This is a genomic window from Streptomyces dryopteridis, from assembly GCF_049606955.1.
Classification (GTDB): Bacteria; Actinomycetota; Actinomycetes; order Streptomycetales; family Streptomycetaceae; genus Streptomyces.
Genome location: NZ_CP187113.1, coordinates 1,315,234 through 1,328,888, shown reverse-complemented (window position 1 = coordinate 1,328,888; position 13,655 = coordinate 1,315,234). Strand labels below are relative to the sequence as shown.

The 13,655-nt window shown below is 72.9% G+C and carries 11 protein-coding genes; 4 read left to right on the top strand and 7 right to left on the bottom strand.

From position 1 onward, the window contains the following. Nucleotides 1-154 precede the first annotated feature (154 nt). The 6 genes from ACN20G_RS05210 to ACN20G_RS05185 all read right to left on the bottom strand — a co-directional run bounded on the left by ACN20G_RS05210 (nt 155) and on the right by ACN20G_RS05185 (nt 6,492). Nucleotides 155-1,114, bottom strand: a complete 960-nt coding sequence (locus tag ACN20G_RS05210) for a hypothetical protein (RefSeq protein ID WP_424211540.1) — start codon at nt 1,112-1,114, stop codon at nt 155-157. Between the two features lie 61 nt (nt 1,115-1,175). Then, complete coding sequence (locus ACN20G_RS05205) at nt 1,176-2,390, bottom strand: LOG family protein (RefSeq protein ID WP_424211539.1); 1,215 nt, start codon at nt 2,388-2,390, stop codon at nt 1,176-1,178. Nucleotides 2,391-2,416: 26 nt separating this feature from the next. Beyond that, on the bottom strand, nt 2,417-3,544 hold the full coding sequence (locus ACN20G_RS05200; protein ID WP_424211538.1) for a hypothetical protein: 1,128 nt from the start codon (nt 3,542-3,544) through the stop codon (nt 2,417-2,419). Beyond that, nucleotides 3,526-4,257: an ABC transporter ATP-binding protein gene (locus ACN20G_RS05195; RefSeq protein ID WP_424211537.1), complete on the bottom strand. Its 732-nt coding sequence runs from the start codon at nt 4,255-4,257 to the stop codon at nt 3,526-3,528. The genes ACN20G_RS05200 and ACN20G_RS05195 overlap by 19 nt, the downstream gene beginning before the upstream one ends. A gap of 364 nt (nt 4,258-4,621) precedes the next feature. Next, entirely contained in the window at nt 4,622-6,001 is a 1,380-nt protein-coding gene (locus ACN20G_RS05190) for an aspartate aminotransferase family protein (protein WP_424211536.1), read from the bottom strand. Continuing rightward, entirely contained in the window at nt 5,986-6,492 is a 507-nt protein-coding gene (locus ACN20G_RS05185; RefSeq protein ID WP_424211535.1) for an Lrp/AsnC family transcriptional regulator, read from the bottom strand. The genes ACN20G_RS05190 and ACN20G_RS05185 overlap by 16 nt, the downstream gene beginning before the upstream one ends. A gap of 204 nt (nt 6,493-6,696) precedes the next feature. On the opposite strand from ACN20G_RS05185, the gene ACN20G_RS05180 reads away from it, so the two are divergent. The 4 genes from ACN20G_RS05180 to ACN20G_RS05165 all read left to right on the top strand — a co-directional run bounded on the left by ACN20G_RS05180 (nt 6,697) and on the right by ACN20G_RS05165 (nt 12,925). Then, on the top strand, nt 6,697-8,136 hold the full coding sequence (locus ACN20G_RS05180; RefSeq protein WP_424211534.1) for a gamma-aminobutyraldehyde dehydrogenase: 1,440 nt from the start codon (nt 6,697-6,699) through the stop codon (nt 8,134-8,136). Nucleotides 8,137-8,431: 295 nt separating this feature from the next. Then, nucleotides 8,432-9,940 carry a PTS trehalose transporter subunit IIBC gene (gene treB, locus ACN20G_RS05175; protein WP_424211533.1) on the top strand — a complete coding sequence of 503 codons (1,509 nt, stop codon included), beginning with the start codon at nt 8,432-8,434 and terminating at the stop codon, nt 9,938-9,940. After that, nucleotides 9,937-11,613: an alpha,alpha-phosphotrehalase gene (locus ACN20G_RS05170; RefSeq protein ID WP_424211532.1), complete on the top strand. Its 1,677-nt coding sequence runs from the start codon at nt 9,937-9,939 to the stop codon at nt 11,611-11,613. Before treB ends, ACN20G_RS05170 begins: the two co-directional genes overlap by 4 nt. 103 nt (nt 11,614-11,716) lie before the next feature. Further along, on the top strand, nt 11,717-12,925 hold the full coding sequence (locus ACN20G_RS05165; RefSeq protein WP_424211531.1) for an ABC transporter substrate-binding protein: 1,209 nt from the start codon (nt 11,717-11,719) through the stop codon (nt 12,923-12,925). A 21-nt stretch (nt 12,926-12,946) separates the two neighbouring features. On the opposite strand, the gene ACN20G_RS05160 is transcribed toward ACN20G_RS05165, so the two are convergent. Continuing rightward, the gene (locus ACN20G_RS05160; RefSeq protein WP_424211530.1) at nt 12,947-13,639 is read right to left on the bottom strand and encodes a glycerophosphodiester phosphodiesterase; all 693 of its coding nucleotides are present in this window, start codon (nt 13,637-13,639) and stop codon (nt 12,947-12,949) included. Nucleotides 13,640-13,655 lie beyond the last annotated feature (16 nt).

Sequence of the window (13,655 nt, the reverse complement as noted above, 5' to 3'; positions counted from 1 at the left end):
GGGTACCCCCACGCCGCGTTGTCGCAACACCCTCGTACGCCCAGTACGAGGGCCTCGTCCCCCGGCCCTTGGGGGCCGGGAGGTGCCCCCACCGCCTTGCGATGCACGGCACCAGACGGCGCGGGCTTAACCGGCAAGATCCAAAAGAGACGGCCTAGGCGCGGCCCGCCGGGTGGGGGGTCGGATCCTCGGTGGGATCACCCGAGGGCTCCGGGATGCGGCCCGTCACCGGGTCGGTCGGTGCCGGGTCCGTGCCCTCGTGCTTGCCGTACCAGGCCACCGCCACCGCGCCGGCCACCGCCGCCACGAAGCCCAGGATCGCCAACCAGCCGAAGCCCGGCCGCGAGGCGTCGCCCAGCCACAGCACGCCGATCGCGCCCGGCAGCACCGTCTCGCCCACCACCAGCGCCGCCGTCGCCCCGTTCACCGAACCGATCTGCAGGGCCACCGTGTGCAGGTACATGCCACCGGCGCCCGCCAACACGATCGCGTACAGCGCCGGGTCCGCGAGCAGGGTCGGCAGGTGGAACGGCGCCACCCCGTCCAGGATCCGCACCCCCACCCCCAGCGCGCCGAAGCCCAGCCCCGACAGCAGACCCGCCAGGATCGCGGCCCGACCGCCCAGCAGCCGCACCGCCACCGTGCCACCCGCGATGATCACCGCGGTGACGGCCAGCAGCCACCAGTGCGTGGCCCGCGAGGTGTCCCCGCCGCCCTCCGCGCCCGCGGCCGTCGCCAACAGCACCAGGGCCAGGCACACCACCGCGATCGAGGACCACTCCTTGCGGGTCAGCCGCAGCCCCAGCATCCGCACGCTGAGCACCGCCGTGACCACCAGGTTCGCGCTGATCACCGTCTGGGACAGGAACAGCGGCAGCAGCCGGGCCGCCAGCGCGCCCAGGCCGAAGCCCACGAAGTCCAGGACCGTGCCGACGATGAACTCCCAGGTCGTCGCCGCCTTCGCGGTGGCCGCCAGGGTGGGGCCGCCGTGTGCGGTGACCCCGGCGGCCACCGGGTGGGCACGGGCCGCGCGCCGCGATCCCACGGCTTGCAGGACCGAGCCCGTGCCGTAGCACAGGGAGGCGGCGATGGCGGTGAGCAGGCCGATGAGCACGAGGGGCTCCGTTCGGGTCGGGCAGGAGACGGATACCTCTGCCAGACGACGGAACGGGCCCTCAGGTTGCGCGCAGCCGCGTCAACATCGCGGGGACCTCGTCGGGGGAATCCACCAAGGCGATCCGCGCGGCCATCGGACGGCCCTTGGCCAGGGCCGTCAGCAGCGGCCACACCGGCAGCTCCTTCGTCCAGTGCGCCCGGCCCACCAGGATCATCGGGGAGGGTTCGCCACGCGAGCCGTAGTAGTTCGCGGTGGCGGTGTCGAAGACCTCCTGGACGGTGCCGGCGGCCCCCGGCAGGAAGATCACGCCGGCGGTGGACCGGGCCAGCAGGCCGTCCTCGCGGGTGGCGTTCGCGAAGTACTTCGCGATGTGCGTGGCGAAGGGGTTCGGCGGCTCGTGCCCGTAGAACCAGGTGGGGATCGCCACCGAGGGCCCGCCCTCGGGGTGGGCGCGGCGCACGGCGAACGCGGCCCGCGCCCAGTCGCCGATCGAGGGGCTGAAGGAGGGGGCCTCGGCGAGCCGGGCCAGGGCCTCGGGCAGGGCGGAGTCGGGGGCCGGGGCGAGCCAGGCGCCCAGGTTCGCGGCCTCCATGGCGCCGGGGCCGCCGCCGGTGGCCACGGTCAGGCCGGACCGGGACAGCGCGCGGCCCAGGGCGGCTGCCCGCGCGTACTCGCTCCCGCCGCGGACCAGGGCGTGGCCGCCCATGACGCCGACGACCTCGCGGCCGACGAGGTGTTCGTCGAGGGCGTCGGAGACGGCGTCGTCGTGGATGGCGCGGAGCATCGAGGAGAGCACGTCGCCGTCGCCGAGGGACTCGCGGAACCAGGCGTAGGCGCGGGCGTCGGGGGTGCGGTGGTAGCCGGCGTCGAGATCGGCGTAGAGCTCGTCGGCGGTGTACAGGGCGGCCCGGTAGGGGTCGAAGGGGAGGGCCGGGACCGGCGGGAAGACCAGGGCGCCGTCGGCGCGGACCTTGGTGTCGGCGTCGGCGGTCATGGCGCAGCCGAGGAAGACGGAGGCCGAGGTGTCGGCGGCCAGCAGGGCCAGGGTGCGGTCGGTGAGGTCGAGGGCCTGGAAGCGCCGGCCGCTCAGGGCGCCTGCCTCGGCGGCCGCGTCGAAGGCGTCGAGGGTCTCGATCTCGGCGTCGGCGCGCACCCGGCCGGTGCCCCCGGCGTCCGCGTCCCGCGGCGGCGGGGCGCGGTGCGGACGGGCCGGGGGCCGGTCGCGGTCGGGGATCGGCCGGGTCCGGTTCTGGTCGTGCGCTGCGGTGCCCATTCGCGTCACCCTAAGGGCCGATCCGGTCAGCGGGTGAGCGTGAGCGAGGTCAGATACGCCACACCCCAGGCGAGCGGGGCGCCGGTGGCCAGGAGGGCGGCGGCCCGCAGGACGGCGGCGGAGCGGAGGGTCGCGGCGGGCACGCCGTGCTCGACGAGGGTGGCGCGGGCGGCGTCGCGGGTCTGGCGGATCTCCAGGGCGGTGCTGAGGACGGTGGCGATCACGCAGCCGGCGACGAGGGCGGCGGCGGGCGCGGTCAGCGGGCCGAGGGGGGCGGAGCCGGTGACGCCGAGGCCCGGGCGGAGCAGGGCGGTGATGCCGACGGCGGCCACCGCGCACAGCAGGCCCAGCGGCCGGCCCACGCGGACGGCCTCCTCGCGCAGGGTGCGGCCGGCGAGCAGTCGCAGGGTGCCGGGGCGGTGCAGTTGCAGCAGGGTGCCGGCGGCGTGCACGAGGGCGGGGCCGACGAGGGTCAGGCCCAGGGCGGTGACGAGGAGCCCGGCGAGGGTCCCGGTGGCGGAGGGGCCGGCGGCGGCCTCGACGGCGAGGCCGACGGCGGTCGCGGCGATCCCCCAGGGCAGCAGGGCGAAGGGGGAGCGCTCGGCGGGGGCGGGGCCGGTGGTGCCGTCCTCGCCGGGGTGCTCGAAGGGGGCGGGGCGGGGGCGCAGGACGAGTCCGGCGGCGCCGGCGCCGATCAGCGGGGGGAGGCTGACGAGGGTGAGGGCGGCGGCCAGCGGCAGCGGGCGGTCGGCGTGCAGGAGGTCGGCGCCGGCGCCGTCGAAGGGCAGTCCGCTGACCTGGCCGCGCAGGTGGAGGAAGACGGCGAGGGCGAGGACGCTGCCGAGGGCGCAGGCGACGCCGGTGGAGACCCCGGCGATGAGGGTGCGGTGCAGGGGGCCGAGGCCCGCGGCGTCCAGTCCGGAGCGGGGCCGGGTGGCGGGGTCGGTGCGGGCCACGGCCACCGCGAACAGGACGGTGGCGGCGAGCGGCACCAGGGCCCACAGCATGCGGGGGAAGGAGCCGCCGGGGTGGTCCACGGCGGCGACCAGCGCGTACAGGAGGAGGAAGGCGCTGCCCGCGGAGGCGGCCGCGACCAGCAGCCGGCGGGCCTGGACCAGGGGGTGGGAGCCGGTGACTAGACGGAGAGCGAGCACGCGGGGCGGTCCTCCGGGGCGTGGGGGTCGCCCGCGCCGTCGGCCGGCCGGCCGTCGAGGAGGGCGAGCCGGCGGTCGGCGGCTTCGGCGACGTCGAGGTCGTGGGTGGCGAGGACCACTGTGATGCCGTGGGAGCGGGCGGCGGTGGTGAGGGTGCGCAGGAGGCGGGCGGCGTCGGCGCGGTGCAGGGGCGCGGTGGGCTCGTCGGCGAGGACGACGGCGGGCTCGTGCACGAGGGCGCGGGCCAGGGCCACGTGCTGGCACTGGGCGCGGGTCAGGGCGCGGGGGCGTTTGCGGGCCAGGGCGCCGAGGTCGAGGCGGTCGAGCCATTCGCGGGCGGCGCTCTTGGCGGCGCGGCGGCCGGCGCCGAGGGCGAGCAGCGGCAGGGCGGCGTTCTCCCAGACGGACAGCTCGGGCAGGAGCAGCGGGTCGGGGCCGATCCGGCCGTAGCGTTCGCGGCGCAGGCGTTCGCGGGCGCCGGGGCCGAGGGCGTGCAGGGGGATCTCGTCGAACCAGACCTCGCCCTCGTCGGGGCGCAGGCGGCCGGCGAGGCAGCGCAGCAGGGTGGTCTTGCCGCTGGCTCGGGGTCCGGTGACGGCGAGGATCTCGCCGGCGCGGACCGTGGCGTGGACTCCGGCCAGGGCGGGGGCGCCGGCGTGGGAGTGGTGCAGGTTCAGGGCCCGAAGCAGCGGGTTGTCCGGGGGAGCCGGCATCAGCGTTCTTTCGCGGGACCACCGACCGGGGGACGGTGGGAGGCGGACGGTGGACGTGCGGAGGCCGGGCGCCTCGCGGGGGTGCGCCCTCCTTCGGGGCGGCGGGCCGTGGGGCCCGGGGCCGGGGGTGGGGCGCGCGGCCTGTCGTCCGGGGGAACGAACCGGGGGCCGTTCGGTCACTCGCGCCGTGGGACCCATCCAAAACGATGAACAGCGGTGACGAATGTGAAAAGCGGCCCGGGGCCCGCCGTTCTCACTCGAACGGAGGGCCCCGGGCCGCCTGATGGAGCACAGCCGGCGGGCCGGTGCGCGCGCCGCGTCGCGCGTCACCGACCCGCCGGTCGCGGGGGGAGGTGCTGAACCGTTACAGCTTGGTCCACGCCTCGGTGAGGACCGAGCGGAGGATCTGCTCGATCTCGTCGAACTGCTCGGGGCCGGAGATGAGCGGCGGCGCGAGCTGGATGACCGGGTCGCCGCGGTCGTCGGCGCGGCAGTAGAGCCCGGAGTCGAAGAGGGCCTTGGAGAGGAAGCCGTAGAGCACGCGCTCGGTCTCCTCGTCCGTGAAGGACTCCTTGGTGTCCTTGTCCTTGACGAGCTCGATGCCGTAGAAGAAGCCGTTGCCGCGGACGTCGCCGACGATCGGCAGGTCGTGCAGCTTCTGGAGGGTCTTCAGGAAGGTGCTCTCGTTGTCCAGCACGTGCTGGTTGAGGCCCTCCTTGTCGAAGATGTCCAGGTTGGCCAGGGCCACGGCGGAGGACACGGGGTGGCCGCCGAAGGTGTAGCCGTGCAGGAAGGTGTTGTCGCCCTGGTAGAAGGGCTCGGCGATGCGGTCGGAGACGATGCAGGCGCCGATGGGGGAGTAGCCCGAGGTCATGCCCTTGGCGCAGGTGATCATGTCCGGGACGTAGCCGAACTTGTCGCACGCGAACATGGTGCCGAGCCGGCCGAAGGCGCAGATGACCTCGTCGGAGACGAGCAGCACGTCGTACTGGTCGCAGATCTCGCGGACCCGCTGGAAGTAGCCGGGCGGGGGCGGGAAGCAGCCGCCCGCGTTCTGCACGGGCTCCAGGAAGACGGCGGCGACGGTGTCGGGGCCCTCGAAGAGGATCTCCTGCTCGATCTGGTCGGCGGCCCAGCGGCCGAACGCCTCGGGGTCGTCGCCGTGGATCGGGGCGCGGTAGATGTTGGTGTTGGGGACCTTGTGGGCGCCCGGCACCAGCGGCTCGAAGGGGGCCTTGAGGGCCGGCAGGCCGGTGATGGAGAGCGCGCCCTGCGGGGTGCCGTGGTAGGCGACGGCGCGGGAGATGACCTTGTACTTCGTGTGCTTGCCCTTGAGCTTGAAGTACTGCTTGGCCAGCTTCCAGGCGGTCTCGACGGCCTCGCCGCCGCCGGTGGTGAAGAACACCTTGTTGAGGTCGCCGGGGGCGTAGTTCGCCAGGCGCTCGGCGAGCTCGACGGCCTTGGGGTGCGCGTAGGACCACACGGGGAAGAACGCGAGTTCCTGGGCCTGCTTGTAGGCGACCTCGGCCAGTTCCTTGCGGCCGTGGCCGGCGTTGACCACGAACAGGCCGGCGAGCCCGTCCAGGTAGCGCTTGCCCTTGTCGTCGTAGATGTAGGTGCCCTCGCCCCGCACGATGGTGGGGACGGGGGAGTTCTCGTACGAGGACATGCGGGTGAAGTGCATCCACAGGTGGTCGTACGCGGTCTTGGACAGGTCCTGGGTCACGGTTATCGGGTTCCCCACATGTAGGTCTGCTTCTTCAGCTTCAGGTACACGAAGCTTTCGGTGGATCGCACGCCGGGGAGCGCGCGGATCTTCTTGTTGATCGTCTCCAGCAGGTGGTCGTCGTCCTCGCAGACGATCTCCACCATCAGGTCGAAGGAGCCGGCGGTCATCACCACGTACTCGCATTCGGCCATCGCGGTCAGCGCGTCGGCCACCGGGTCGAGGTCCCCCTCGACGTTGATGCCGACCATGGCCTGGCGGCGCAGGCCCACCGTGAGCGGGTCGGTGACCGCCACGATCTGCATCACGCCCTGGTCGAGCAGCTTCTGCACGCGCTGGCGGACGGCCGCCTCGGACAGGCCCACGGCCTTGCCGATCGCCGCGTAGGGGCGGCGTCCGTCCTCCTGCAGTTGCTCGATGATCGCCAGGGACACAGCATCGACTGAGGGGGACGGTTGCTTGTTCCTGGCATCTGAGCCGCTTCGACTGACCACGCCCTCACTGTGCACGAGGTCTGCGCGGTTCCGCAAGACGGAACCGAGGGAATCCGTTGTGAGGGATCTCCCGGAGCACTGATTTCGCACTTCTTGACGTTCGACCCTGTCGAAACCGTCCGCGCTGGGACTAAGGTAGGTGGTTGTCCCATACTTTGGACACAGACTTCAGACCTTGAATTCTTGACTTGACGGGCTTAATCGACAGGAGGGGTGGCCGTGACCACCGAACTGCGTCGGCTGCGCAACTTCATCGGCGGCGAATTCCGGGACGCCGCCGACGGACGGACCAGCGATGTCGTCAACCCCGCGACCGGTGAGGTCTACGCGACCGCCCCGTTGTCCGGCCAGGCGGACGTGGACGAGGCGATGGCCGCGGCCGCCGCCGCGTTCCCCGGCTGGCGCGACACCACCCCCTCGGAGCGGCAGAAGGCCCTCCTGAAGATCGCCGACGCCTTCGAGGCCCGCGCGGCCGAGCTGGTCGCCGTGGAGTCCGAGAACACCGGCAAGCCGCTGATCCTCACCGCGAGCGAGGAGATCCCGCCCGCCGTCGACCAGATCCGCTTCTTCGCCGGCGCCGCCCGCCTGCTCGAAGGCCGCTCGGCCGGCGAGTACATGGACGGCATGACCTCCATCGTCCGCCGCGAGCCGGTCGGCGTCTGCGCCCAGGTCGCGCCGTGGAACTACCCGCTGATGATGGCGGTGTGGAAGTTCGCCCCGGCCCTGGCCGCCGGCAACACCGTGGTCCTCAAGCCCTCCGACACCACCCCGGCCTCCACCGTGCTGATGGCGGAGATCATGGGCGAGATCCTGCCCGCCGGCGTGTTCAACGTGATCTGCGGCGACCGCGAGACCGGCCGCGCCATGGTCGAGCACAGGACCCCGGCGATGGCCTCCATCACCGGCTCCGTCCGCGCCGGCATGCAGGTGGCCGAGAGCGCCGCCAAGGACGTCAAGCGCGTCCACCTCGAACTCGGCGGCAAGGCCCCGGTCGTGGTCTTCGAGGACGCCGACCTGGCCAAGGCCGTCGAGGACATCTCCGTGGCCGGCTTCTTCAACGCCGGCCAGGACTGCACCGCCGCCACCCGCGTGCTCGTCCACGAGTCGATCCACGACGAGTTCGTCACCGCCCTGGCCAAGGCCGCCGCCGACACCAAGACCGGGCAGCCCGACGACGAGGACGTGCTCTACGGCCCGCTCAACAACCCCAACCAGCTCGCGCAGGTCTCCGGGTTCATCGAGCGGCTGCCCGCGCACGCCAAGATCGAGGCCGGCGGCCACCGGGTCGGCGACAAGGGCTTCTTCTACGCCCCCACCGTGGTCTCGGGCCTGAAGCAGGACGACGAGATCATCCAGAACGAGGTCTTCGGCCCCGTCATCACCGTCCAGTCCTTCACCGACGAGGCCGAGGCCCTCGCGCACGCCAACGGCGTGGACTACGCCCTGGCCTCCTCCGTCTGGACCAAGGACCACTCCCGCGCCATGCGGATGTCCAAGAACCTCGACTTCGGCTGCGTGTGGATCAACACCCACATCCCGCTCGTCGCCGAGATGCCCCACGGCGGCTTCAAGAAGTCCGGCTACGGCAAGGACCTCTCCGCCTACGGCTTCGAGGACTACACCCGCATCAAGCACGTGATGACCTCGCTCGACGGCTGATCCGTCACCGCGGCACCCACCGGGGCCGTTCCCGCGCAGCGCGCGCGGGGACGGCCCCGGCGGCGTTCCGGGGGGCGCCGCGCGGGCGGGGCCGGCACGGCGCGGTGCCCGCGCGCAAGCCCGCACGGGCCCGGACGCGCACGACGGAGGTCCCGTCCGCCGGGGCCCAACGCCGGGGTTCGGTGCCGGGCCGGGAGCACAGAATGGGGCAACGGATTTTGCGTTCCTTTTACCTCCGTCGGCGCGGTCCCCCACGACCCGCGACGGACTCCCGAGCCCCGACGAAGGTGTCCCCATGGCCGTTGCCACCCCCGATGCCCCCAAAGCCCCGGACGGGGCCACCGACCTGCGCGACCGGATCGAGCGCCTGATCGAACTGGTCGGCGGCGCGGCCAACGTCTCCACCGTCAGCCACTGCCTGACCCGGCTCCGCTTCGTCCTCGCCGACACCGCGCTCGCCGACCCCAAGGCCATCGACGAACTGCCCGGGGTGAAGGGCTGCTTCAGCACCGGCGGACAGTTCCAGGTGGTCATCGGCAGCGAGGTCGAGACCTGGCACAAGGAGCTGACCACCCGCCTCGGCGAGTCCTCCGCGAGCAGCAAGGACGAGACCAAGCACGCCGCCCGCGCCAACATGCCCTGGTGGGAACGCGGCATCTCGCACCTCGCCGAGATCTTCGTGCCGCTGCTCTTCGCGATCATCACCGGCGGTCTGATCCTCGGCTTCCGCAACGTCATCGGCGACATCCGGATGTTCGACGGGAAGACCCTCGTCGAGACCAGCACCTTCTGGGCCGGCACCCACAGCTTCCTGTGGCTGATCGGCGAGGCCATCTTCCACTTCCTGCCGGTCGGCGTCTGCTGGGCCACGGTCAAGAAGATGGGCGGCACCGAGATCCTCGGCATCGTCCTCGGCATCACCCTGGTCTCCCCGCAGCTGATGAACGCCTACGCCATCGGCCAGGAGACCCCGAAGGTCTGGGACTTCGGCTTCGCCCAGATGCCCATGGTCGGCTACCAGGCCCAGGTCATCCCGGCCGTCCTCGCCGGCCTCTGCCTGGCCTTCCTCGAACTGCGCCTCAAGCGGATCGTGCCCGCCGCCCTCTACCAGGTCGTCGTGCCCTTCGTGGCCCTGGTCACCACCGTGATCCTCGCCCACGCCGTCCTCGGCCCCGTCGGCCGCGAACTCGGCGACCTCGTCGGCAGCGGCGCCAAGGCCATGCTCACCGGGGACATCGCCCCCCTCGGCGCCGTGGTCTTCGGCTTCTTCTACGCCCCCCTGGTCATCACCGGCATCCACCACACCACCAACGCCGTGGACCTCCAGCTCATGCAGGACATCGGCGGCACCCCGATCTGGCCGCTGATCGCCCTCTCCAACATCGCCCAGGCCAGCGCCGTCGTCGGCGTCCTGCTCGTCAGCAAGCGCGCCAAGGACCGCGAACTCGGCGTCCCCGCCACCGTCTCCGCCTACCTCGGCGTCACCGAACCCGCCATGTACGGCATGAACCTGCGGCTGAAGTACCCCATGTTCGCCGCCATGGCCGGCTCCGCCTGCGCCGCCCTCGTCTGCGGCATCGCCGGGGTCATGGCCAACGGCATCGGCGTCGGCGGCCTGCCCGGCATCCTCTCCATCCAGCCGAAGTACTGGGCCGTCTACGCCCTGGCCATGGCCGTCGCCGTGGTCGTCCCCCTGCTGCTGACCTCGTACTTCGCCCGCCGCCAGGCCCGCAAGGACGCCGCCGGCACCGAGACCGCCCAGACCGGGACCCAGACCACCGAGACCGCCGGAGCGAGCGCGTGAACACCCCCGAGGAACTGCCCTGGTGGCGCACCGGGACCGTCTACCAGATCTACCCCAAGTCCTTCCAGGACACCACCGGCAGCGGCACCGGCGACCTCCGGGGCGTCGTCGACCGCCTCGACCACCTCGTCGAGCTCGGCGTGGACGCGGTCTGGCTCACCCCCGTCTACCGCTCCCCGCAGATCGACAACGGCTACGACGTCAGCGACTACCGGTCCATCGACCCGGCCTACGGCACCATGGCCGACTTCGAGGAGCTCGTCGCCGAACTCCACGCCCGCGGCCTGCGCCTGATCATGGACATGGTCTTCAACCACACCTCGGACCGGCACGCCTGGTTCGCGTCCTCCGTCGCCGACCCCCAGGGCCCGCACGGCGAGTTCTACATCTGGCGCGACCCCGCCGAGGACGGCGGCCCGCCCAACAACTGGCGCTCCAAGTTCGGCGGCCCCGCCTGGACCTTCAACGAGACCCGCGGCCAGTACCACCTGCACCTCTTCGCCCCCGAACAACCCGACCTCAACTGGGAGAACCCCGCCGTCCGCGAGGCCGCCGCCGAGGTCGTCGCCTTCTGGGCCGACAAGGGCGTCGACGGGGTCCGCCTCGACGTGGTCAACCTCGTCTCCAAGACCGACGGACTGCCCGACGCCCCCGGCACCGACGGCCGCGAGTTCTACACCGACGGCCCCCGCGTCCACGAGCACCTCGCCGAGTTCAGCGCCCGCGCCCTGCGCCCGCACGGCCTGATGAGCGTCGGCGAGATGTCCTCCACCACCCTGGAGCACTGCCGCCGCTACGCCGCCCTCGACGGCTCCGAACTCTCCATGACCTTCAACTTCCACCACCTGAAGGTCGACTACCCCGGCGGCGACAAGTGGACAGTCGCCCCGCCCGACCTCGTCGCCCTCAAGGCCCTGTTCACCCACTGGCAGCAGGGCATGCACGAACACGCGTGGAACGCGCTGTTCTGGTGCAACCACGACCAGCCCCGGATCGTGTCCCGGTTCGGCGACGACGGCCCCCTGCGCGAACCCGCCGCCAAGGCCCTCGCCATCGCCCTCCACGGCCTCCAGGGCACCCCGTACGTCTACCAGGGCGAGGAGATCGGGATGACCAACCCCCGCTACACCTCCCTCGCCGACTACCGCGACGTCGAAAGCCTCAACCTGCACGCCGAACGCACCGCCGCCGGCGTCCCCGAGGCCGAGATCCTCGCCGTCCTCGCCGCCAAGTCCCGCGACAACGGCCGCACCCCCATGCAGTGGGACGACACCGTCAACGGCGGGTTCACCACCGGCACCCCCTGGCTGCGCCCGTCCCCCGACACCGGCGCCGTCAACGCCGCCGCCGCCCGCAAGGACCCCGACTCCGTCTTCCACACCTACCGACGGCTGATCGCCCTGCGCAAGACCGAACCCGTCCTCACCCACGGCGACTACCTCGACCTGCTCCCCGAGGACCCCCGCCTCTGGGTCTACCTGCGCCGACACGGGGAGACCGAACTCCTCGTCGTCGCCAACCTGAGCGGCGCCGCCACCCCCTGGACCCCGCCGGCGGCCGTCGACGGCGGCGGCTGGGAGACCCGCGCCACCAGCCACCCGCACGTGCTCGGCGGCCCCGAGGGCGGCACCCTGCGGCCCTGGCAGGCCGCCCTGTGGACCCGCACCACCTGAACACCGGCCCCCCGGGACCTCGACAGACTGTCGCCGGCAACGGACACCGCGCTGGACGCGGCGTCCATTGCCGGGCCCCCGCGCCCCCCGGCATCCTGCGCCCATGCGATCGACGCCCGGGGGCGCCGCCCCCCGCCCCGCCCGAGCCCTGTCCCGTCGCACCGCCCTGCGCGGGCTGGGCGCGGCCGGGGTCCTGGCCGCCCTCGCCGGGTGCGGGGTGCCCGCCGCCACCATCCCCGAGGACCGACGCGGCGGGCCCGACGCCTCGGCCGCCGAACGGACCCTCGCCTTCTCCAACTGGCCGCTCTACATCGACGTGGACGAGGAGGACGAGTCCCGCCGGCCCACCCTGGAGCAGTTCACCGAGCGCACCGGCATCGGCGTCCGCTACACCGAGGACATCAACGACAACGACGAGTTCTTCGGCAAGGTCGGCCCGGCCCTGATGAACCGGCAGAGCACCGGCCACGACCTGATCGTGGTCAGCGACTGGATGGCCGCCCGCTTCGTGCGCCTGGGCTGGGCCCAGCGCATGGACCGCGCCGCCCAACCCCACGTCACCGAACACCTCGACCCGCAGCTCTCCCGCCCCGGCTTCGACGAGGGCCGGCTGCACAGCGTGCCCTGGCAGTCCGGGATCACCGGCATCGCCTACAACCGCAAGGCCCTGGGCCGCGAGATCAGGTCCACCGCCGACCTGTGGCACCCCGACCTCGCCGGCCGCGTCACCCTCTTCTCCGGCCTCGACGAGTCCTTCGCGCTGCTCATGCAGGGCGACGGGGTGGACGTCACCCGCTGGACCGCCGACGACTTCCACCGCATGTGCGACCGGGTGGAGCGGATGGTCCGCGAGAAGCGCATCCGGCGGTTCACCGGCAACGACTACACCTCGGACCTCGGCAAGGGCGACGTGCTCGCCTGCCAGGCATACAGCGGGGACGTGATCCAGCTCCGGGCCGACAACCCCGACATCGAGTTCGTGGTCCCCGAGGAGGGCGCCGAACTCTGGGCGGAGAGTCTGCTCATCCCCGACCTCGCCCGCCACAAGCGCAACGCCGAGGCGCTGATCGACCACTACTACCGGCCCGAGGTCGCCGCCGAACTCGCCGCCTACGTCAACTACGTGTGCCCCGTGCCCGCCGCCCGCGAGGTGCTGGCCGCCTCCGAGGACGAGGAGACCGCGGCCCTGGCCGAGAACCCGCTGATCTTCCCCGACACCGCGATGCGCTCCCGGCTCGCCGTGGCCCGCGACGTGGCCGCCTCCGAGCGGCGGGAGTTCGCCCGCCGCTGGAACGGCATCGTCGGCCTGTAGGCCGCGCGGCCGGGAGCGGGCTCAGTCCTTCGGGTCCCGGTCGCGCACCGCCACCGCCACGTCCGGCCGGTTGGTGGTGATCGAGTCCACCCCCGCCGCCGCCAGCGCCCGGATCGACCGCTTGGTGTCGGCCGTCCACGCCGACACCAACAGCCCGTCCGCGTGCAGCGCCGCCACCAGCTCCGGCGTCAACAGACCGAAGCGGTAGTTCAGGAACCGGGGGGAGACGGCGTCGATCAGCGGCCGGCGCGGCGGGTTCAGGCTGGTCCAGGTCAGGGCGATCTCCGCGCCCGGATCGGCCGCCCGCACGGCGACCATGGCGTCCGCGCCGCCGCAGTACGCGACCCGGTCCCGGGCGCCGTTCTCCCGCACCTGGTCCACGATCCGGCGCACCGTCGGCCCGTCGGCCCCCGGCAGGTCGATCCACACCCGCCCGGCGCCGGCCGCGGCCAGCGCCGCCCGCAGGGTGGGCACCCCGTCCTGGCACAGCTCGACCAGGTCCGAGGAGGACACGGCGTCCACCCGCACCTCGTGGCCCCACAACCGGGCCAGGGTGTCGTCGTGCAACAGCACCGGCACCCCGTCCCGGGTCGTGCGGACGTCGATCTCGACGGCGTCCGCCCCGCGCGCGAACGCGGAGCGGATCGAGCCGAGGGTGTTCTCGCGGACTCGGTAGGGGTCGCCACGGTGCCCGACCACGGTAAAGGCGTTCATGGCGCCATTGTGCCCG

Excerpts from the sequence above, each read along its gene's own strand:
- ACN20G_RS05205 (WP_424211539.1), bottom strand. The coding sequence starts at position 2,390 with ATGGGCACCGCAGCGCACGACCAGAACCGGACCCGGCCGATCCCCGAC.
- ACN20G_RS05195 (WP_424211537.1), bottom strand. The coding sequence starts at position 4,257 with ATGCCGGCTCCCCCGGACAACCCGCTGCTTCGGGCCCTGAACCTGCAC.
- treB (WP_424211533.1), top strand. The coding sequence starts at position 8,432 with ATGGCCGTTGCCACCCCCGATGCCCCCAAAGCCCCGGACGGGGCCACC.
- ACN20G_RS05165 (WP_424211531.1), top strand. The coding sequence starts at position 11,717 with ATGCGATCGACGCCCGGGGGCGCCGCCCCCCGCCCCGCCCGAGCCCTG.
- ACN20G_RS05160 (WP_424211530.1), bottom strand. The coding sequence starts at position 13,639 with ATGAACGCCTTTACCGTGGTCGGGCACCGTGGCGACCCCTACCGAGTC.